The organism is Mycobacterium parascrofulaceum ATCC BAA-614, from assembly GCF_000164135.1.
GTDB lineage: Bacteria > Actinomycetota > Actinomycetes > Mycobacteriales > Mycobacteriaceae > Mycobacterium > Mycobacterium parascrofulaceum.
On sequence record NZ_GG770555.1, the window covers coordinates 171,684 to 191,515 of the forward strand.

Here is a 19,832-nt window from a genome sequence, read left to right on the forward strand (position 1 = left end):
CGAAAGGAAACCCCAGCAATGCAGCACCTAATTTCGGCGCGAACCCACGCGCAGACTGTCGCCAAAGCCGCAGACGTACTCGGTGTCAAGCTGCCCGCCGCCTACGCCAAACAGGTCGACCAGGCGCAGGCATTCAGCGACGCCGCCAACCGAATCGGCGTAACGACAGGCGATCTGCACGGCGCCGTATTCGCAGCCATCGAAGCCGGCCGCGATTATCACGACGATCCCGACGTGACGCGCCTGCTGCTCGACCGCGTGCTCTCTACGCAGAACGTCGGGGAGTCCGCCCGCCGCCGCGGCGACGAACTGCTCGCAGCCGCGCTCGTCGACCACGGCGACGAAATCCTCGAAGGCTGGGCCGATGCACTCGACGAGCATTCGGATGCGCTCGCGGCTGCCGCGGAAGCGGTGCCCGGCCTTGACCTCGCCGATGGCCGCGCAGCCGGCGTGAAGGGTGGCGAAGTTCTGCGCCACTGGGCGACAGCGCGATCTGCCCTCGAAGCTTGGCAGGTTGCCGAGCGCGGCTGGTTCGCACTGGCCACCGTCGCTGGCGTCCGGTACAGCGGGCTAGGGGCCCTTGCCCTGACACCGGCGCGGAAGGCCGACCTCGAGCCCGCATACGAGCTGGCCCGCAACGAACGGACCGACGTCGACGCCTGGATATTGGCCCGCTGCTCGGTCCCGTTGCGGCTGGCAACGATCGCTGAGTTCATATCCCGAGCGGCCCAATACCAGGCGGATAAGCAGGCTGAGGACCGAGCCCGCGCCGAACGCGCCGCGGCAGCCGGTTTCAACCGATAGACGTTCGTGGCCGGCCTGCGGCGCGCTCAAAGGGCCCTTCTCAGGCGGGCCGGCCACGAACTCACCACGACGCCGAGGACCAGGACGTGATGGCTGACACCGCCGAGGACCACGACCTAAGCGACACGATGACCGCATGGCGGTACTGGCACATACCGCGCCACCGCGGCCGCCCACGGAACGCGCTGCACAACGTCAACCCCAAAGACAGAACCGTATGGGTCCGCGGCATCACACACGCCGTCTGCCGCCACAACCCGACCCACACGCCACCAGCTCGCGGCTGCACCTGCGGCATCTACGCAATGGGCGCCGCCGACATTCAGTTCGCATCAGCGACGCACTACCACGCAGCCGACCAATTCCAGCGGCTAGCCGAACTCGGAGAGCACGGCTCTCACGGGCTTGGATTCTCAGCGGCCGAGCTGGCAAAAAGGGACGACGAATACGTCAGAGACCTGTACGGCTGGGCTCACCACTACCAATCATGGGACGTCATCATCGGCCGAATCCAGCTCCACAACCCGGTCCAGCACCAACGGCCACCGGACAAGCCCGGACAACTGCGATGCTGGCGCGGCGGATCGGCCTTGCTCGAAGCGCTCTACATCTCAGACCGCACTCGGGACGCCGGACCGCTCCGCGCGACGCTGAGCGGAAAGTACGGTGTGCCTTGCGACGTGGGCTACCCGGCCTACACGCAAGCAGACTGGGACAACAGGACGCAGACCGAAAAGCTCGACCCCCGCAACGAATCATCATCGTGGGCTCAAGTCGGACTGTATCCACCGGGCAAGACAGCGCCACGCCGCTTCTTCACGGCCACCGTGCCACCCGGCCAAGACCTCAGCAAGCGCCTACAAACGTGGACCGAGCAGACGTGACACCAGGGCGGGTGCGACGACCGTTACCGGAACGCATCTGCCCGCCCGACCTGATATCCGTCTGCCGGACACCAGCCGGGTCGAGACGCGCGGCGACGTTGCCGAGCGACCAGGGGGGATGACCCGCCAAGGGCAGCCCACGCGCCCCCCGTGGCATTGGCGCCGCCCCCCCTGGTATCTCAGAAAAAACAAACCGGAGAAAGGACCGCTACGTGCCCCGCCGTGCTGACGTTCCCTGCACCCTGTGTGGCCGGCTGTTGCCGACGTACCGGGATAGCGCGCCGACTCATCGGCGGCGCTGTGGACAGTGCATCAAGGCGGTTTCGGAGACTTGGGAGCACGGCACGCGGGCGGGCTATCGGCGCGAGGGCTGCCGCTGCGACGAGTGCCGCGCGTGGAACGCGACAACGCAGGCGAAGTACGCGGCGGACTATCGCGAACGCACTGGGGTCAGCTTGCGCGCAAAGTACACGCGGCGTCGCCCGGTGCTCGGCGTGGGATACGACGATTCGGCCCCGCATTCACGCATGCTTGGCGGGTGACGATGCGGCAGGAGGCGACGCGCGCACTGTACGAGGGCTCACTCGCCGAGCCCGGCGACCGCAATCCGTACGCCGGCCGATCGCTGATTCTCGCGAAACTGTGGATGCGTGGCTACCGCCGGATGCTGCTCGTCCGAATCAACAGCGGGCCAGCCATGCAGAAGTACCTCGCCGCCCGCGCGGCAGTGGAACACTCGTCGAGATGACTGGGCACCGCTGCACCGGCCGTGGCCTGGTGTCAGACCCGACCGATAGCGTGCAATCAACTTGCGATGCGGCGAACCTCAAATCGCAAGGGGCAGCGAAGCTCAACGCGACGAAATTCGTAGAGGGGGGACATGGCTGACCGATCGGCAATCGAATGGACCGAAGCCACTTGGAATCCGGTCACCGGTTGCGATCGTGTTTCCGCGGGCTGCGATCACTGCTACGCCATGACGTTGGCAAAACGGCTGAAAGCCATGGGATCCGAGAAGTATCAAAACGACGGCGACCCGCGCACATCAGGACCAGGATTCGGCGTTACCACTCATCCGCAGGCGCTCGACGAGCCGCGCCGCTGGCGCCAGCCGCGGGTCGTGTTCGTCAATTCGATGTCCGACCTCTTCCACGCGCGCGTACCCGTTGGCTTCATCCGTGACGTGTTCGACGTCTGCCGCGAAACCCCGCAACACACCTACCAGGTGCTCACCAAACGCAGCCTGCGACTGCGCCGGCTCGGCGAAAGTCTCGACTGGCCAAGCAATCTCTGGATGGGCGTCTCGGTCGAGAACGCCGACGTGTTGCCACGGATCGACCATCTGCGCGACGTACCGGCGGCCGTCCGCTTCCTGTCATGTGAGCCGCTGATCGGACCGCTCGACGGCCTGAACCTCGACGGCATCCACTGGGTCATTGCCGGCGGCGAGTCCGGCCCGAATCACCGTCCGGTTGACGGCGAGTGGGTGCGCGACATCCGCGACGCGTGCCAGCACGCCGGCGTCGCGTTCTTCTTCAAACAGTGGGGCGGTCGCACGCCGAAGGCCGAGGGACGCGAACTCGACGGCCGACGTTGGGACGAAATGCCGGCCGCGGTCTAGCGGTTCTCGTCGAGGTACTCCTCGTAGCTCCACCAGTCTGCGGCCGTTGGATCCCAGCACGGCTCAGGGCGCCACAACCGCTCACCCGCGTTCGCATCATCGAAGCCACCGTCGTCCTCAAATAAGGAGAACTGGCCCGTCTTCGCTTCCTTGGCCTGTCGCATCATTTCGGGCTCGCGCAACGCGGCTTCGTTATACAGGTGCTGCATGATGCGGTCGCCAGCTTCGTGGTCGGTGGCGAACACCATGTCGTATATCTCAGTTTTGTTCGGCATCTGCATCGGGATCCGATGCGTGATCGCATACCCGAGTTCGTGCTCCAACTTCCACCGCATGAGGTTGACCATCTGCTTGCGGTATTCGCTGGGTGTGATCTTCCGCTGGTCGAGCGCTCGCAAGATCTGGCGCCACTCGCCGCCGCCATAGAGTCGGTCTACCTGCTCCCGGTACGGCTCATACGGAATACCGCCCCGGCCGCGGACGCCCTTGTTGATCATCGTCGGCGACACCAGAATCCAAATTTCGGTCTTCCATCCCTGCTTGTTTCTGCGGAATCTGGCAAGCTTTTCGATCGTCTTCCAGTGGACTTCGGCGGCTTGCTGGTCGACGTACGCGAACGTCGGCGCCCAGGCGACGTCGGCGAGCCCGGCCAGGACGCCGTCAATCGTGACGTTGCAGTCGCCCTGGACTACCTCGTAACGGGTGTCACCGGGAAACTCTTGACGCAGATGCGTTTCGAGGGCCTGCGCGCGGCCCGCGCTGAGTTCACCGAAGCGAAGTTTGGTGAAGGGCGGGCGCGCTTTCATGGCCACGACGGGCGATCCATCGAATTCGGTGCCCGTGTAGCGCTCGACGTTCTTTGGTTGGCCGGCCATCAGGTCGAGATAGATACATTCGCGAGACTTGCCGCTGACCGCCCGCGTGAACGCCGGCAGATAGCCGGTCAGAATCTCCAACTTGTTCCGTGTCCAGTAGGACCACGGGCGCGGGTTTGGGCTGATGATATTCCCCTGTGTTACAGATCCGTCTGGGCTTTTCCCCTTCGGTCGACTGTAGGGTGGATGCGCGACAAACTTGCGCAGCGGCGAAAGATGTCGCGCCAATTGCTGTGGTTGGCGCTCATCGGGTCAGCGCGCGGACATCATCGCGGCCCGTATCTCGTCGTCGTCGACCGCGGTGTACCGCTCGGTGGTCGCGACGCTGGAATGTCCGAGCAGCGTCTGCACTGCGCGCAGGTTGCGGGATCCGCGGTAGGCCCTGGTGGCGAATCGGTGACGCAGGGTATGGGCGGTCCAGTGGTCGGGCAGCGCGCCGGCCATCAGCTTGCCGACCCACCGCGGCGACAGGTGGCCCTCGTCGTCACCTGGGAACAGGTAGGCGTCGCAGTCGGCGATCGTCGCGGCCAGGTCGTCGCCGAGCGGGACGACGCGCAGCTTTTCGCCCTTGCCGTGGACCAGGAGCTCGGCGCCGGCCGGCCCGCGCGTCAGATCGCGGCGATGCACGCGCGCTATCTCGGCTCGACGAAGACCAGCTTCGGCGGCGAGGCGCAGCATCAGCCGGACGCGCGGGTCGGCGCCTGCGATCGCCGCGATCCATACCGCGTCGGGCGCCGGCCGTGGCGCCGGCGCCGCCGCGCGCATCACCGGAAGGTCCGCGGCCGGATCCGTGGGCAGGTGGCCGGCGCGGTACCCCCACCCGAAAAACGACGCGCAGGTGTTCCGGTGGCTACGGCGCGTTTCGATACTCCACGTTTGCCGGCCGAACCACGCGAGGATGCCGGCCGTCGTCACCCGCGCCGGCGCGCACCGGAGCCCGCGCGCCATGAACGCCAGATGCCCGCGACGGGTCGCGATTGTGGCCGGCGACCGGCCCGCGCCGGCTTCGGCCGCGAGATACGCGTCGACCAGGCCGGCCCATGCCGGGGGGAACGGTCGCGGCTGCGGGCCGCTCGGTCGGCGATCGCCAATGGTCGGAACTGAACTCCGATCCTCCGGAACGGCCCTCACATCACGTCCAGCACGGTCGCGGCGACGTCGAGCGCCTGGGCGATACCGGCGCGATTGGCGCAGCGCGGGCCGCGGCCGGCGCGCACCGTGGCGGCACGACGGCGAAGCGATCCGACCGGATCCGGCGCGGTGCAGACGTCGAACGACACCGCAGCGGCGACCAGCCGCGCATCCGGCCACGCAAGGCCGGCGAGCGCGCGCTCGACGCCCAGGGCGCCGGCGAGGTCTTGTAGCACGGCACGAAACGCGGTGCTGCCGGTCGCGTCTTCCGCGGCCTGGACGAGAAGTTCGAGCCCGGCGGATTCAGGGTCGGCCGGCGCGGTGCTGGTGGCGGTTGTCATGCGATGAAGCTAACCCCATGAACATCGAATTGCCAAGTGCTGCACGGTAATTCGTACATATGCCGCTACCAGCGCAAATGCCGGAATGGAGCATATGTCGCGGCGCGCGCATATGTCGGCGCGGCATCGGGCCCGCTCGACGGTTACCAGCCGCGCTCGCGCCACTCTGCTAGATGCGGGCGTTCGGCACCGAGGGTTGTGTCGTCGCCGTGGCCGGGGTAGACAACCGTGCCGTCGTCGAAGCGGTCGAACACCTTGCTTTCGAGTCCGCTCATCAGCGAATCGAAATCTTCCGGGCGTGTTGTACGGCCAGGACCGCCCGGGAACAGGCAGTCGCCGGTGAACAGCTGCGTGACGCCGCCGGTCGCCGGCCCGTCGAGCGCGAGCGCGATCGACCCGGGCGTGTGGCCGCGCAGGTGAATGACCTCGAACCGCAGCTCGCCGATCTGCACGGCGTCGCCGCCCGCCAGCAAACGGTCCGGCCGGACGGGCAGCGCTTCGGCGTCGATCTCGTTGGCGGCGGTCGGGGCGCCGGTGGCCGCGGCCACCGCCTCCAGTGCCTGCCAGTGGTCGAAGTGCTGATGGCTGGTCACGATCAGCGACACCTTGGGCGCGTACTGCCGGACCAGGCCGACGAGCACGTCGGCGTCGTTCGCGGCGTCGATCAACAACGTCTCGCCGGTCGCGGAACAAGTCACCAGATACGCATTGTTGTCCATGGGGCCCACCGACGCCTTTAGGATCGTGGCGCCGGGTAGGGTCCGGCGGGCCGCAGTGCCAGGGTCGACGTGTCCGGTGTAGTTGTCGCTCACCTTGTCGGGGGCAGTCATAGCGGCCACGTTACTGGTCAAACGATGCTTGTCGGTATGGGCACATAGCATGGAATGCGCCGTGCGCATCAACGGCACAAGCACGTCAAAGATTCACTGAAAGAGGGCAGCGTGGCTGACCGCCTGATCGTCAAGGGCGCCCGCGAACACAACCTGCGCGGCGTCGACCTCGACCTGCCGCGCGACGCGTTGATCGTGTTCACCGGGCTGTCGGGCTCGGGCAAATCGTCACTGGCGTTCGACACGATTTTCGCCGAGGGGCAGCGCCGGTACGTGGAGTCGCTGTCGGCCTACGCCCGCCAGTTCCTGGGACAGATGGACAAGCCCGACGTCGACTTCATCGAGGGCCTGTCGCCGGCGGTGTCGATCGACCAGAAGTCGACCAACCGCAACCCGCGCTCGACCGTCGGGACGATCACCGAGGTCTACGACTACCTCCGGCTGCTCTACGCGCGCGCCGGCACGCCGCACTGCCCGGTGTGCGGCGAGCGGATCGCCCGGCAGACGCCCCAGCAAATCGTCGACCAGGTGCTGGTGATGCCGGAGGGCACCCGGTTCCAGGTGCTCGCCCCGGTGGTGCGCACCCGCAAGGGCGAGTTCGCCGACCTGTTCGAGAAGCTCAACGCGCAGGGCTACAGCCGGGTGCGGGTCGACGGGGTGGTGCACCCGCTGACCGATCCGCCCAAGCTGAAGAAGCAGGAGAAGCACGACATCGAGGTGGTGGTGGACCGCCTGACCGTCAAGGCCAGCGCCAAGCAGCGGCTCACCGACTCCGTGGAGACCGCGCTGAACCTGGCCGACGGCATCGTGGTGCTCGAGTTCGTCGACCACGAACACGACGCGCACAACCGCGAGCAGCGCTTCTCCGAGAAGCTGGCCTGCCCCAACGGCCACGCGCTCGCCGTCGACGACCTGGAGCCGCGGTCGTTCTCGTTCAACTCGCCCTACGGCGCGTGCCCCGAGTGCACCGGCCTGGGCATCCGCAAGGAGGTCGACCCGGACCTGGTGGTGCCCGACCCCGAGCGCACCCTGGCCGAGGGCGCGGTGGCGCCGTGGTCGACGGGCCACACCGCGGAGTATTTCACCCGGATGATGGCCGGCCTCGGCGATGAGATGGGCTTCGACGTCGACACGCCGTGGCGCAAGCTGCCGGCCAAGGCGCGTAAGGCGATCCTCGAGGGCTCCGACCACCAGGTGCACGTGCGGTACCGCAACCGGTACGGCCGAACCCGTTCGTACTACGCGGATTTCGAGGGTGTGCTGGCGTTTTTGCAACGCAAGATGGCCCAGACCGAATCCGAGCAGATGAAGGAGCGCTACGAGGGCTTCATGCGTGACGTGCCCTGCCCGGAATGCGACGGCACGCGGCTCAAGCCGGAGATCCTGGCGGTGACGCTATCCGCGGGGGACCGGGGCGCGAAGTCCATCGCCGAGGTGTCCGAGCTGTCGATCGCGGACTGTTCGGACTTCCTGAACGCGCTCACCCTCGGGCCCCGCGAGCAGGCGATCGCCGGGCAGGTCCTCAAGGAGATCCAGTCGCGGCTCGGCTTCCTGCTCGACGTGGGGCTGGACTACCTGTCGTTGTCGCGGGCGGCGGCCACGCTGTCCGGCGGCGAGGCGCAACGCATCCGGCTGGCCACCCAGATCGGTTCCGGCCTGGTGGGCGTGCTCTACGTGCTCGACGAGCCGTCGATCGGGCTGCACCAGCGCGACAACCGCCGCCTCATCGAAACCCTCACGCGGCTAAGGGATTTGGGCAACACGTTGATCGTCGTCGAACACGACGAGGACACCATCGCCCACGCCGACTGGATCGTGGACATCGGCCCGCGGGCGGGTGAGCACGGCGGGCAGATCGTGCACAGCGGCACCTACGCGGAGCTGCTGGCCAACCCGGATTCGATCACCGGCGCCTTCCTGTCGGGCAAGGAAGCCATCGCGATGCCGGCGATCCGGCGTCCAGTCGACCGCAAGCGGCAGCTCACCGTCGTCGGCGCGCGCGAGCACAACCTGCGCGGCATCGACGTCGCGTTCCCGCTGGGCGTGCTCACCTCGGTGACCGGCGTGTCCGGGTCCGGCAAGTCGACACTGGTCAACGACATCCTGGCCACGGTGCTGGCCAACCGGCTCAATGGCGCCCGGCTGGTGCCGGGGCGGCACACCCGGGTGACGGGCCTGGACCACCTGGACAAGCTGGTGCGGGTGGACCAGTCGCCGATCGGTCGCACGCCGCGGTCCAACCCGGCCACCTACACCGGCGTGTTCGACAAGATCCGCACCCTGTTCGCGGCGACCACGGAGGCCAAAGTCCGTGGCTACCAACCGGGCCGATTCTCGTTCAACGTCAAGGGCGGCCGCTGCGAGGCGTGCACGGGCGACGGCACGATCAAGATCGAGATGAACTTCCTGCCCGACGTGTACGTGCCGTGCGAGGTCTGCCACGGCGCGCGCTACAACCGGGAAACCCTGGAGGTGCACTACAAGGGCAAGACCATCTCCGAAGTGCTGGACATGTCGATCGAGGAGGCGGCGGAGTTCTTCGAGCCGATCACCGGCATTCACCGCTACCTGCGCACGCTGGTCGACGTCGGCCTGGGTTACGTCCGGCTGGGCCAGCCCGCCCCGACGTTGTCCGGGGGCGAGGCGCAGCGCGTCAAGCTGGCCGCCGAACTGCAGAAGCGCTCGACGGGTCGGACGATCTACATCCTCGACGAGCCGACCACGGGGCTGCATTTCGACGACATCCGCAAGCTGCTGACCGTCATCAACGGGCTGGTCGACAAGGGCAACACGGTCATCGTGATCGAGCACAACCTGGACGTCATCAAGACGTCGGACTGGATCGTGGACATGGGGCCGGAGGGCGGCGCGGAGGGCGGAACCGTTGTCGCCGAAGGCACCCCGGAGGACATCGCCGCGGTGCCGGAGAGCTACACCGGGAAGTTCCTGGCCGAGGTCATCGGCTGCGCCGCCCCGCCGCAGCGGTCCACCCGGCGGCGCAAGGCCACCGCCTGAGCCGGGCTACGGCTCTTCGCGACGCATAAACGTCTGCGGCGACACGCCGAAAAACCCCGCAGCCGTTTATGTTTCGCGGCCGTCGCGCCGCATGGATTCGCGGATCTGGGCCAACCGCTCGGCGGCCGCGCGTTCGCGCTCCTCGTACTGTTCCTCGACCGACCGGCCCTGTGCGGACTCGGCATCGAGCTCCGCGGCGCCCTGCGCGGTCGCGTACCGGCCTTCGATCTTCTCGCGCACCGAATCGAAGGTCGGCACACCCGTGCTGTCATACCCGGGGTCGGGTGGGGTCGGTTCCTCAGGCATGGCCACGCTCCCGTTCCAGATACCTCACCATCTGCTCCCAGTACACCAGCGTCAACGCCATTTGCACCGCGACCGCGGCCGCCGCGGGCAGCGCCCGGCGCCGGTGGGCGGCGACGACGGCACCGACCGCGGCGGCCGACGTCAGCGCGCTGACCGCCATGGCCGCGTCCCGGGGTCGACGGCTGATCCACAACTCCTCGCCGAGCATCGCCCGGGTCGACCACGCCCGCCGGTGCGCCGGCGCGCCGAAGACGAACGGATTCACGGCCAGCCACAGCGCGATCCACGCCGCATGGCTCCAGCGCCGCGTCCACGGCGGCACCAGGATCAGCGGGGTGCTCGCCCAGCGCGTCCAGGCGCTCCACGGATTGCAGTGCCGCGCGAAGGTCGCACGCCGAATCCCCGCCACCGAGAGCACCGGCGGCTATCGGGAATGGTTGGCCGGAACGACGACCGGCGTGGCGGCCGCGGGTGGGGCGGCGCCGGGCAGCGCCGTCCGCGGGATCCCCGGGGTGCCCAGCCGGCCGGCCAGCCACGGCAACGCGGCGGCGAAGGCCCGGTCGGCGAACGGCCAGTCGTGCTTTCCGGGCTGCGCCAGCACCGCGCAGTCGATCCCGTTGGCGCGCCCGAGGGCGCACAGCGAATACGCGGCCGCCGTCTGGTTGCCGGGGTCGGCGGCCGCCTCCAGGCCGGCCGACCGGATCGCGCCGCCGTCGGTCGTCCCGGGGTCGTGGCGCGGCGCCGGTGGCCCTTCGGAGGAGATCGCGAACCAGCCGGCCACGTCGCGGTACGGTCTGTGCCTGCTGATCACCGTGGTCGGGTCGAATGCCGCCCACGCGTCGGCGTTGCCGCCGAACAGCCGGGCGATGGTCTGGGCCTTGGTCCCGGCGTTCGGGAAGAAGTCACCGGCGACGTCGACGAACGCGCTGAACATGTCGGGATGCATCACGGTCAGGTCCACCGCGCAGGTGCCGCCCATGGACCAGCCGGCGACGCCCCAATGGGACCGGTCGGCGCTGACGCCGAACTTGGAAACCAGGTACGGCACCACGTCTTTGGTGAGATGGTCGGCGGCGTTGCCGCGCACACCGTTGACGCATTCGGTGTCGTTGTTGAACGCCCCGCCGGAGTCGACGAACACGAACACCGGCGCCTTGCCGTCGTGGGCGGCCGCGAAATCGTCGATCGTCTTGACCGCGTTGCCCGCGCGGGTCCAGTCCGCGGGGGTGTTGAACTGCCCGCCGATCATCATGACCGTCGGCAGCGCCGGCGGCGGGCTGCTGGTGAACCACTCGGGCGGCAGGTAAACCAGCTCGCCGCGGTGCTTGAAATGCGATGCGTCGGAGGGGATGACCACGGGAACGACGCTGCCGTGCGGCGGTCGCGCCCGCTTGGCGGCCATCGCGGTGACGGTGGCCTGGTCGGCCTGGTCGGGCAGCGGGCCGGACGTGAGCTGGCTCCAGGCTTCCTGCACGGTCGGGAAGTAGCCCACCCACAGGTTGAGCACCAGCGCGGCGCACAGCGCGCACAACGGCACCGCGAGCAGCCCGGCGCCGCGCCGCCAGGAGCGGGCGCCGCGCCACCCCAGCACCAGGACCGCCGCCGCCGTGCCGGTCAACATGATCCACAGCCACAGGGCGGCCGGCGCGGGGTCGTCGGACAGGCCGCGGTCCACGACGTACCAGTGCGTCAGGTAGGCCGCGGAGGCACCGGCCAGCGCGGCCGCCGGCAGCCACACCGTCCGCCACCGGCGCGACCGCCACCCGACGGCCAGCGTGAGCACCACCGCGGCGACCAGCTGGATCGTCGTGGGCAGCCAGCCGTGCATCAGGGAGGTGTGACTACTTGCCAGCAACTGCGTCGTGGCATGAGTCGTCGCCGCGGTCACGGCTTTCATTGTGAGCCATTGTTAACCGGCCTGGAACACATTCATTGAATGTTCGCCGTCGGCGGGCCGCGCCCGCGTGGGCCGGCTAGTGCGGCTTGGCCAGCGGAAATGGCAGCGTCTCGCGGATGCTGCGCCCGGTTATGAGCATGACGAGCCGGTCGATGCCCATGCCGAGCCCGCCGGTCGGCGGCATCGCGTACTCCATCGCCTGCAGGAAATCCTCGTCGAGCTCCATCGCCTCCGGATCGCCGCCGGCGGCCAGCAGCGACTGCTTCCGCAACCGGCGCCGCTGCTCCACCGGGTCGGTCAGCTCGCTGTAGGCGGTCCCCAGCTCGACCCCCCACGCCACCAGGTCCCACCGCTCGGCGACGCCGCGCCGGCTGCGGTGCGGCCGGGTCAGCGGCGAGACGGAGGTGGGGAAGTCGATGTAGAAGGTCGGTCGCTCGGTCCGGTCCTCGACCAGGTGCTCGTAGAGCTCCAGCACCACGGCGCCGGCGTCCCACTGCGCCCGGTACGGAATGTGGGCGGCGTCGGAGAATCTCCGCAACACGGACAGGGGGGTGTCGGGGTCGATGTGCTCCCCGAGGGCCTCGGACACCGCGTCGTGCACGGTCTTGACCGGCCAGTCCCCGGAGATGTCGACCGGTTGCAGGTGGCCGCCGTCGGCGGGCCGCAGCACGGTCTGCTCCCCGTGGGCGGCCTGCGCGGCGTTCTGGATGAGCTCCCGGCAGCCGTCGATCCAGACCCGGTAGTCGGCGTGCGCCTGGTAGGCCTCCAGGAGCGTGAACTCCGGGTTGTGGCTGAAGTCCACCCCCTCGTTGCGGAAGGCCCGGCCGAGCTCGAACACCCGCTCCACGCCGCCGACGCACAGCCGTTTGAGGTACAGCTCCGGCGCGATGCGCAGGAACAGGTCCATGTCATAGGTGTTGATGTGGGTGACGAACGGCCGGGCGGTGGCCCCGCCGTGGATCTGCTGCAGGATCGGCGTCTCGACCTCGATGAAACCCTTGGCGAACAACGTTTCCCGCACGGAGCGCAGGACACTGCTGCGGGCCGTGACCAGCTCGCGGGACTCGGGATTGACCGCCAGGTCGACGTAGCGGGTCCGCACCCGCGCCTCGGGGTCGGTCAGGCCCTTCCATTTGTTCGGCAACGGCCGCAGGCACTTTCCGATCATCCGCCAGTCGCGCACGATCAGCGAGCGGGTGCCGTTCTTGGAAAAGCCCATGTGCCCGGTCATTTCGACCAGGTCGCCGAGGTCGATGGCCGCGGTGAAGTCCGCGGTGCGGCTGTGCTCCAGGCGGGAATTCTCCAGCAGCACCTGCAATTCGCCCGACCAGTCGCGCAGCTGGGCGAACAACACCCCGCCGTAGTCGCGTATCCGCAAGATGCGGCCCGACACCGAGACGGCCTCCTGGTCGTCGGCGTCCAGCGCCCCGGCCACGGTGTGGCTCGGCGGGCTGCCCACCGGATACGCGTCGACGCCGTTGCGCCGCAGTGTCTTCAGTTTGGCCAGGCGCACCCGCACCTGCTCGGGCAGGCGGGCCCTGGACTCTTCCAGCTCCGCGTCGTCGCGTCGTTGTTGCAGCTCGCTGACGTCGGGCGCCGAGCCGTCGTGATGCAGCAGGCCCGATTCCACCAGCCGTGGCGGCACCGCGGGGTGATGGCCGGTGTGCATCCGTTCGCGCCGGGTGAACGGGAGCACCAGGAAGCCCTCCGCGATCACCGAGGCGACGCCGACCCGCGGGATCAGCCGCGCGTCCTCGTAGCAGGCGTACCGCGGAACCCACTCGGGCTGGTACTTCATGTTCGAGCGGTACAGCGTCTCCAGCTGCCACCACCGCGAGAAGAACAGGAGCAGGCCCCGCCACAACCGGGCAACAGGGCCGGCGCCGAGCTGGGCACCCTGCTCGAACGCCGACCGGAACATCGCGAAGTTCAGCGAAATGCGGCTGATGCCAAGCTTTTCGGCGGTCAGGGCGAGCTCGCTGACCATCAGCTCGATGGTGCCGTTGGGGGATTGCGGGGAGCGGCGCATCAAGTCGAGGGAGACGCCCGTGGTGCCCCACGGCACCAGCGACAGCATCGCCACGACGGCGCCGTCGCGGTCCAGCGCCTCGACCAGCAGGCAGTCCCCGTCCGCCGGATCGCCGAGCCGGCCCAGCGCCATGGAGAAGCCGCGCTCGGTCTGGGTGTCGCGCCAGGCGTCGGTGCGGGTGATCGTCTCGGACATCTCGTCGGCCGAGATGTCGCGGTGACGGCGGATGCGCACGGTCAGCCCGGCCCGCCGGGCCCGGGTCACGGCCTGGCGCACCGCGCGCATATCGGGGCCGGACAACCGGAAATCGGCGGTCCGCAGGATCGCCTCGTCGCCCAGCTCCAGCGCGTTGAGCCCGGACTCGCGATAGACGCGGGCCCCCTGCGTGCTGGCGCCCATGACGCCCGGCGCCCAGCCGTAGGTCTGGCATAGCCCGAGCCACGCGTCGATGGCTTGCGGCCACGCCCGCGGGTCGCCGATCGGGTCGCCGCTGGCCAGGCAGACCCCGACCTCGACGCGGTAGGTGATGGCGGCGCGGCCGCTCTGCGCGAACACCACCGACTTGTCGCGGCGGGTCGCGAAGTACCCGAGCGAGTCGTTCTTGCCCCACAACTCGAGGAGCCCGCGGATGGCCGACTCGTCCTCGCCCGTCAAAGCGTTCTCGGCGCGCTGCGACTGGAAGAGCACGATGGTGGCCATGATCAGCGCCAGCGCGCCGAACAAGCCGAAGATCGCGTTGAGGAACACGTGCGGCCTGCCGGTGAACAGGTCCGGGTCGGCCAGGGCGAATCCGACCACCCGGTTGGCCACGTAGGGCAGGCGGTCCTGGCGCGCCAGCGTGCCGGGCCACAGCTCCACCAGGCCCCAGGACAGCAGGATCCCGATCACGTCGCCGGCGACCAGCACCGCGGCGGCTTTGACCAGCGCGCCCTTGCGCACCTTGGCCCAGAACTCCCGGTAGGCCAGCACCAGCAGGACGATCGCGACGATGTGCACCGCGAACCCGAGGTTCTCGCCGAAGGTCTCGGCGGCGGTGTTGTCGCCCGCGGCCATGTCGGCGACGTTCACCCCGGCGGCGAGGATTATCTGGCCCAGCAACACCAGCCAGGCGATCCGTTTCCGCGCGGTCAGGGCCGCGGCGAGCAACGCCAGTACGAACGACCACGCGATGCTGGTGTCGGGGAAGTTGAACAGGTAGTCGTTGATGAACTCGCGGGGGACCTTGATCAGCCACCGGATCGCGGGGGACACGCTGGCCAGCAACGACACGGTGGCGATGACGCCCACGATCCACCCGGCCGCCGCCGGCACCCAGCGATACCGGGAATGCGACCGACCGCGGGGCCCGGAACGGGACCCCGACCGAGATGAAGCGAGAGTCACAGACCGCGAGGATATGCCCTCAGTCCGTGAAAAGCTTGACGAAGCGCTAAGAGTGGCCGGCAATAGTTCGGCCCGGTCGCGTCAGCGTGCCGCCGTGCCGAACGGGGGCCCGGGGGCGAAGTACGAAAAGCCGCCCCGTGGCTGCTAAACTGGCGTTCGCGACCATCCCGGCGAAGGCCAGGAACAGTTAAGTGGAGTCCCACTCCCACCGCGGGTTACGAGATTTTCTCAAGGCTGCGCGGTCCGGTCACAGACATCGCGCATGTCTGTTCCCGCGGGCGACGCGGGCGGCTTGGCCAATGGCAAGCCGTGATCGGTCGGCATTGGGCCCTGCTATGGCAGGGCTTTTCTGCTGGTGGTGTGGTGTTTCCGCCGCTGAATCCGAATCGGACCCTGGCCCTGGCCGCCGATGCAGGACACCTATAAGCCCAACAAGGGAGGCCCCATCAGCACTGAGACCCGCGTCAACGAGCGCATCCGCGTACCTGAAGTCAGATTGATCGGCCCAGGGGGAGAGCAGGTAGGCATAGTGCGCATCGAAGACGCACTGCGCGTCGCTGCGGACGCCGATCTCGACCTTGTCGAAGTCGCCCCGAACGCCAGACCCCCGGTCTGCAAGATCATGGACTACGGCAAGTTCAAATACGAGGCGGCGCAAAAGGCGCGCGAATCCCGCCGGAACCAGCAGCAGACCGTCGTCAAGGAGCAGAAGCTCCGGCCAAAGATCGACGATCACGATTACGAGACCAAGAAGGGCCACGTGATCCGCTTCCTGGAGGCGGGTTCGAAGGTGAAGGTCACCATCATGTTCCGCGGACGTGAGCAGTCGCGGCCCGAGCTGGGCTACCGGCTGCTGCAGCGGCTGGGCGCGGACGTTGCCGAATACGGCTTCGTCGAGACGTCCGCCAAGCAGGACGGCCGCAACATGACGATGGTGCTGGCCCCGCACCGCGGCGCGAAGACCCGCGCCAGGGCGCGGCACCCCGAGGGACACGGGGACGGCACGGCGCCGGACACCGACGCCTCCGCCGACACCCCTTCACCCAACTGACCTGATACGACACACGAGAACCAAAGAGGAAACATGCCCAAGGCCAAGACCCACAGCGGGGCTTCGAAGCGGTTCCGGCGCACCGGAACCGGCAAGATCGTCCGCCAGAAAGCCAATCGTCGGCACCTGCTGGAGCACAAGTCGTCCACCCGGACCCGTCGGCTGGAAGGCCGCACCACTGTGTCGGCCAACGACACCAAGCGGGTCAACGCGCTGCTGAACGGCTGATCATCGCGCCGGGGCCCGTCGGCGCCGGCACCCACCATTTACTTAGCAACGAGAGTAGGAACTACCCATGGCACGCGTGAAGCGGGCGGTCAACGCCCAAAAGAAGAGGCGCAGCATTCTCAAGGCCTCGAAGGGCTATCGCGGCCAGCGATCACGCCTCTACCGCAAAGCCAAAGAGCAGCAGCTGCATTCGCTGAACTACGCCTACCGTGACCGGCGCGCGCGCAAGGGCGAGTTCCGCAAGCTGTGGATCTCGCGGATCAACGCGGCGGCGCGCGCCAACGACATCACCTACAACCGGCTGATCCAGGGTCTGAAGGCCGCCGGGGTGGAGGTGGACCGCAAGAACCTCGCCGACATCGCGATCACCGATCCCGCGGCGTTCACCGCGCTGGTCGACGTCGCCCGGGCCGCGCTGCCCGACGACGTCAACGCCCCCTCGGATTCCGGAGAGGCCGCCTAACCCGGCAGCCGATGTGCAGGTGCTGACCGAACGTTCGGCCCGGGTCGCCGCGGCGGTCAAACTGCATCGCCACGTCGGGCGCCGGCGGGCGGGGCGATTCCTCGCCGAGGGCGCCAACCTGGTCGAGGCCGCGGCCGCCCGCGGCCTGGTCCGCGACGTCTTCGTCACCGAGGCCGCCGAGCGGCGGTACGCGGCTTTGCTCGGCGCGCAGCGCTGCCCGGTCCATCTGGTCAGCGAGCGGGCCGCAAAGGCGCTGTCCGACACCGTCACCCCGGCCGGGCTGGTGGCCGTCTGCGACATGCCGGCCACCCAGTTGGCGGACGTGCTGGCCGGTTCGCCGCGGCTGATCGCGGTCGCCGTCGAGATCGGCGAACCGGGCAACGCCGGCACGGTCATCCGCCTCGCCGCCGCCATGGGCGCCCACGGCGTGATTCTCGGCGGCCACAGCGTCGACCCGTACAACGGCAAGTGCCTGCGCGCCTCGACCGGCAGCATCTTCTCGATTCCGGTGGTCACCGAGCCCGACGTGCCGGCCGCGCTGGACGCGCTGCGCGGCGCCGGGTTGCAGGTGCTGGCGACCACGGTGGACGGCGAGAAACGCCTCGACGAGTCCGCGGACCTGCTCGGCCGGCCGACGGCGTGGTTGTTCGGGCCCGAATCACGGGGACTGCCAAGCGACGTCGCGGGGGCGGCCGATCACCGCATGCGGATCCCCATGTCCGGCGGTGCGGAGAGCCTGAACGTGGCGTCCGCCGCGGCCATCTGTCTCTACCAGAGTGCGCAGGCGCTGGGTTTGTTCACGCGGCCCTGACGCGGGCCCGGGCGGGCCGCAGGCCCGCCAGCGACAGCGTGCCGTGCACCAGCGAACCCGCGCGCTCCATCAGCGCCTTCGCCGGGTCAAGGGGCGAACGAAGAGCGGAGCGGGAATGTGGAGGGAAGTAGTGCATCGGCAGCCCGCGGCGGTCGCGCGGCGGGGCCATGAACGGCGGCGCCTCCACCAAGGGCGCGTCGCTGGGCAGCCGCCCCTCGGCGCGGCGGTAGGCGGCCAGCGCACGCGGGTGCAGCCGGATCTCGTCGGGAACCGCGAGGAAGGCCACCTCCACCAGCTTGCCGAACAGGCGCAGCAGCACCTCGTCGCCCGGCGTCCAGCGCATGCCGGCCTTCTCGCGCACGGCGGGCTCGAAGAGGCCGGCCGCGATCCAGCGCTGACCGGCCACCAGCGGCTTGAACATCTGGTCCCAGATCGGCGTCGGCATCAGCACGAATTTCGGTTTGGGGATCCGGATTTGGAAGATGTCCAGCGTCGCCTGGTTGACCTCCAGCTGCTCGCGGCAGACCCGGTCCCAGTACTCCTGGAACTCCTCCCACGAGCCGGGCACCGGCCGCATGCTCATCCCGTACATCCGGTACCAGCGCACGTGTTCGTCGAACAGCTGCCGCTTCTCGGCCTCCGTCAGCCCCCCGCAGAAATATTCGGCCACCTTGATCACGAGCATGAAGAACGTGGCGTGCGCCCAGTAGAACGTCTCCGGGTTCAGCGCGTGATAGCGGCGGCCGGACGCGTCGACGCCCTTGATGGTGTGGTGGTAGCTCTTGATCTGCCGCCCGGTCTCCGCGGCGCGGTCCCCGTCGTAGACGACGCCCATGATCGGGTAGACCGAGCGCGCCACCCGCTGCAGCGGCTCGCGCAGCAGGATCGAGTGCTCCTCCACCCCGGCGCCCAGCTCCGGGTACATGTTCTGGATCGCGCCGATCCAGACCCCCATCATCCCCGTGCGCAGATCGCCAAAGTACTTCCAGGTCAGGGAATCTGGTCCGAGCGGATCGTCGGGCGCGGTGGGAATGGCAGTCATCTCGGCCTCCTGGGCTCACGATAAACTTGACAACGCGCGTTGTCTACGATTTCGGCCGCGCGCGCCCACCGGTGTTATCGAGCGTCCATTGCGGTGTGGCGCCGCTGTGATCAGCCCGGACGTTGCGAGCTGTGACACAACAGCCGGGGCTTCGTTGCCCGCCTCCCGCGGAAGGAAATAACCTGGCCACGTGGAACTCGCGCGTCACGATTCGGATTCGGGCGAGCCCGAACAACCGACCGTGACGCCGTCCGATCCGCCACGGCGATCCCCGGTTTCGGTGCAGGGCGCCTCGCAGTGGCTGCACAGCCGCAATCACAGCCCCGGTGCGGTCGCCTTCATCCGCCGAGCGCGGCGGATGCTGCCCGGAGACCCCGAGTTCGGCGACCCCCTCTCCACGGCCGGGGACGGCGGCCCCCGCGCCGCCGCCCGAGCCGCCGACCGACTGCTGGGCGACCGCGACGCGGTGTCGCGCGAAGTCAGCCTCGGGTTGCTGCAGGTATGGCAGGCGCTGACCGAGTCGGTGTCCCGGCGCCCGGCCAACCCCGAGGTGACGCTGGTGTTCACCGATCTGGTCGGCTTCTCCTCGTGGTCCCTGCAGGCGGGCGACGAGGCGGCGCTCTCGCTGCTGCGCCAGGTGGCGCGCGCCGTCGAGCCGCCGTTGCTCGACGCGGGCGGTCACATCGTCAAACGGATGGGCGACGGGCTGATGGCCGTCTTCAGCGACCCGACCGTCGCGGTGCGGTCCGTGCTGGTGGCCAAGGAGGCGTTGAAGTCCGTCGAGGTGGCCGGCTACACGCCCCGGATGCGGGTCGGGATCCACACCGGCCGGCCGCATCGGCTGGCGGCGGATTGGCTGGGCGTCGACGTCAACGTCGCCGCGCGGGTGATGGAACGGGCCACCAAGGGCGGGATCATGGTGTCGAGTTCGACACTCGACCTGATCGCCCAGAGCGAACTGGACGCGATGGGCGTCGTCGCCAAACGCGCACGTAAATCGGTTTTCGCCGGCAAAACCACGGGCGTGCCGGCCGACTTGGCGATATATCGTTTGCGGACTCAAAGGGAGTTGACAGCCTCGGATCACAGCTCCGAGACAAATCAACCGACATAATGGATGC

At 68.6% G+C, this 19,832-nt stretch carries 19 protein-coding genes; 10 read left to right on the forward strand and 9 right to left on the reverse strand.

Translation table 11 applies throughout. From position 1 onward, the window contains the following. Window positions 1–18 precede the first annotated feature (18 nt). The 4 genes from HMPREF0591_RS16450 to HMPREF0591_RS16465 all read left to right on the forward strand — a co-directional run bounded on the left by HMPREF0591_RS16450 (window position 19) and on the right by HMPREF0591_RS16465 (window position 3,309). Window positions 19–804, forward strand: coding sequence for a hypothetical protein (locus tag HMPREF0591_RS16450; protein ID WP_007169738.1), 786 nt, complete (start codon window positions 19–21; stop codon window positions 802–804). 89 nt (window positions 805–893) lie between these two features. Then, window positions 894–1,688, forward strand: a complete 795-nt coding sequence (locus HMPREF0591_RS16455; protein ID WP_040622976.1) for a hypothetical protein — start codon at window positions 894–896, stop codon at window positions 1,686–1,688. A gap of 544 nt (window positions 1,689–2,232) precedes the next feature. Next, window positions 2,233–2,436: a ribosome modulation factor gene (locus HMPREF0591_RS16460; protein ID WP_085981672.1), complete on the forward strand. Its 204-nt coding sequence runs from the start codon at window positions 2,233–2,235 to the stop codon at window positions 2,434–2,436. A gap of 132 nt (window positions 2,437–2,568) precedes the next feature. Further along, complete coding sequence (locus HMPREF0591_RS16465) at window positions 2,569–3,309, forward strand: DUF5131 family protein (RefSeq protein ID WP_007169741.1); 741 nt, start codon at window positions 2,569–2,571, stop codon at window positions 3,307–3,309. On the opposite strand, the gene HMPREF0591_RS16470 is transcribed toward HMPREF0591_RS16465, so the two are convergent. The 4 genes from HMPREF0591_RS16470 to HMPREF0591_RS16485 form a co-directional block, all read right to left on the reverse strand. Then, window positions 3,306–4,310 (reverse strand): three-Cys-motif partner protein TcmP, encoded by a 1,005-nt coding sequence (locus tag HMPREF0591_RS16470; RefSeq protein ID WP_040623221.1) that lies wholly within the window; start codon window positions 4,308–4,310, stop codon window positions 3,306–3,308. The genes HMPREF0591_RS16465 and HMPREF0591_RS16470 overlap by 4 nt on opposite strands. Window positions 4,311–4,436: 126 nt before the next feature. Beyond that, a complete protein-coding gene (locus tag HMPREF0591_RS33950) occupies window positions 4,437–4,949 on the reverse strand; it encodes a tyrosine-type recombinase/integrase (protein ID WP_244268933.1) in 513 nt (170 codons plus the stop codon). Window positions 4,950–5,311: 362 nt separating this feature from the next. Next, window positions 5,312–5,656, reverse strand: a complete 345-nt coding sequence (locus HMPREF0591_RS16480) for a hypothetical protein (protein WP_007169744.1) — start codon at window positions 5,654–5,656, stop codon at window positions 5,312–5,314. A gap of 143 nt (window positions 5,657–5,799) precedes the next feature. Beyond that, the gene (locus HMPREF0591_RS16485; protein ID WP_007169745.1) at window positions 5,800–6,486 is read right to left on the reverse strand and encodes an MBL fold metallo-hydrolase; all 687 of its coding nucleotides are present in this window, start codon (window positions 6,484–6,486) and stop codon (window positions 5,800–5,802) included. 111 nt (window positions 6,487–6,597) lie between these two features. Here HMPREF0591_RS16485 and uvrA point away from each other — a divergent pair, with 111 nt between their 5' ends. Next, entirely contained in the window at window positions 6,598–9,501 is a 2,904-nt protein-coding gene (gene uvrA / locus HMPREF0591_RS16490; protein WP_040623225.1) for an excinuclease ABC subunit UvrA, read from the forward strand. Between the two features lie 66 nt (window positions 9,502–9,567). Here uvrA and HMPREF0591_RS16495 read toward each other — a convergent pair whose 3' ends face one another. The 4 genes from HMPREF0591_RS16495 to lysX form a co-directional block, all read right to left on the reverse strand. Next, on the reverse strand, window positions 9,568–9,807 hold the full coding sequence (locus HMPREF0591_RS16495) for a hypothetical protein (RefSeq protein ID WP_007169747.1): 240 nt from the start codon (window positions 9,805–9,807) through the stop codon (window positions 9,568–9,570). After that, window positions 9,800–10,225 carry a DUF6653 family protein gene (locus tag HMPREF0591_RS16500; protein WP_007169748.1) on the reverse strand — a complete coding sequence of 142 codons (426 nt, stop codon included), beginning with the start codon at window positions 10,223–10,225 and terminating at the stop codon, window positions 9,800–9,802. The genes HMPREF0591_RS16495 and HMPREF0591_RS16500 overlap by 8 nt, the downstream gene beginning before the upstream one ends. A gap of 6 nt (window positions 10,226–10,231) precedes the next feature. Continuing rightward, window positions 10,232–11,704, reverse strand: coding sequence for an alpha/beta hydrolase (locus HMPREF0591_RS16505; RefSeq protein WP_007169749.1), 1,473 nt, complete (start codon window positions 11,702–11,704; stop codon window positions 10,232–10,234). 76 nt (window positions 11,705–11,780) lie between these two features. Next, window positions 11,781–15,131 (reverse strand): bifunctional lysylphosphatidylglycerol synthetase/lysine--tRNA ligase LysX, encoded by a 3,351-nt coding sequence (gene lysX / locus HMPREF0591_RS16510; protein ID WP_425270216.1) that lies wholly within the window; start codon window positions 15,129–15,131, stop codon window positions 11,781–11,783. A 430-nt stretch (window positions 15,132–15,561) separates the two neighbouring features. Here lysX and infC point away from each other — a divergent pair, with 430 nt between their 5' ends. From infC to HMPREF0591_RS16530, 4 genes are all read left to right on the forward strand, one after another. Beyond that, on the forward strand, window positions 15,562–16,167 hold the full coding sequence (infC, locus tag HMPREF0591_RS16515; protein WP_244168616.1) for a translation initiation factor IF-3: 606 nt from the start codon (window positions 15,562–15,564) through the stop codon (window positions 16,165–16,167). 33 nt (window positions 16,168–16,200) lie between these two features. Continuing rightward, window positions 16,201–16,395 carry a 50S ribosomal protein L35 gene (rpmI, locus tag HMPREF0591_RS16520; RefSeq protein WP_007169752.1) on the forward strand — a complete coding sequence of 65 codons (195 nt, stop codon included), beginning with the start codon at window positions 16,201–16,203 and terminating at the stop codon, window positions 16,393–16,395. A gap of 67 nt (window positions 16,396–16,462) precedes the next feature. Continuing rightward, window positions 16,463–16,858, forward strand: coding sequence for a 50S ribosomal protein L20 (rplT, locus tag HMPREF0591_RS16525; RefSeq protein ID WP_007169753.1), 396 nt, complete (start codon window positions 16,463–16,465; stop codon window positions 16,856–16,858). 19 nt (window positions 16,859–16,877) lie between these two features. Further along, window positions 16,878–17,669, forward strand: coding sequence for a TrmH family RNA methyltransferase (locus tag HMPREF0591_RS16530; RefSeq protein ID WP_040623229.1), 792 nt, complete (start codon window positions 16,878–16,880; stop codon window positions 17,667–17,669). On the opposite strand, the gene HMPREF0591_RS16535 is transcribed toward HMPREF0591_RS16530, so the two are convergent. Next, entirely contained in the window at window positions 17,656–18,711 is a 1,056-nt protein-coding gene (locus HMPREF0591_RS16535; protein ID WP_007169755.1) for an oxygenase MpaB family protein, read from the reverse strand. The two genes, HMPREF0591_RS16530 and HMPREF0591_RS16535, sit on opposite strands and share 14 nt — an antisense overlap. A 190-nt stretch (window positions 18,712–18,901) precedes the next feature. Here HMPREF0591_RS16535 and HMPREF0591_RS16540 point away from each other — a divergent pair, with 190 nt between their 5' ends. After that, window positions 18,902–19,825 carry an adenylate/guanylate cyclase domain-containing protein gene (locus tag HMPREF0591_RS16540; protein WP_007169756.1) on the forward strand — a complete coding sequence of 308 codons (924 nt, stop codon included), beginning with the start codon at window positions 18,902–18,904 and terminating at the stop codon, window positions 19,823–19,825. Window positions 19,826–19,832 lie beyond the last annotated feature (7 nt).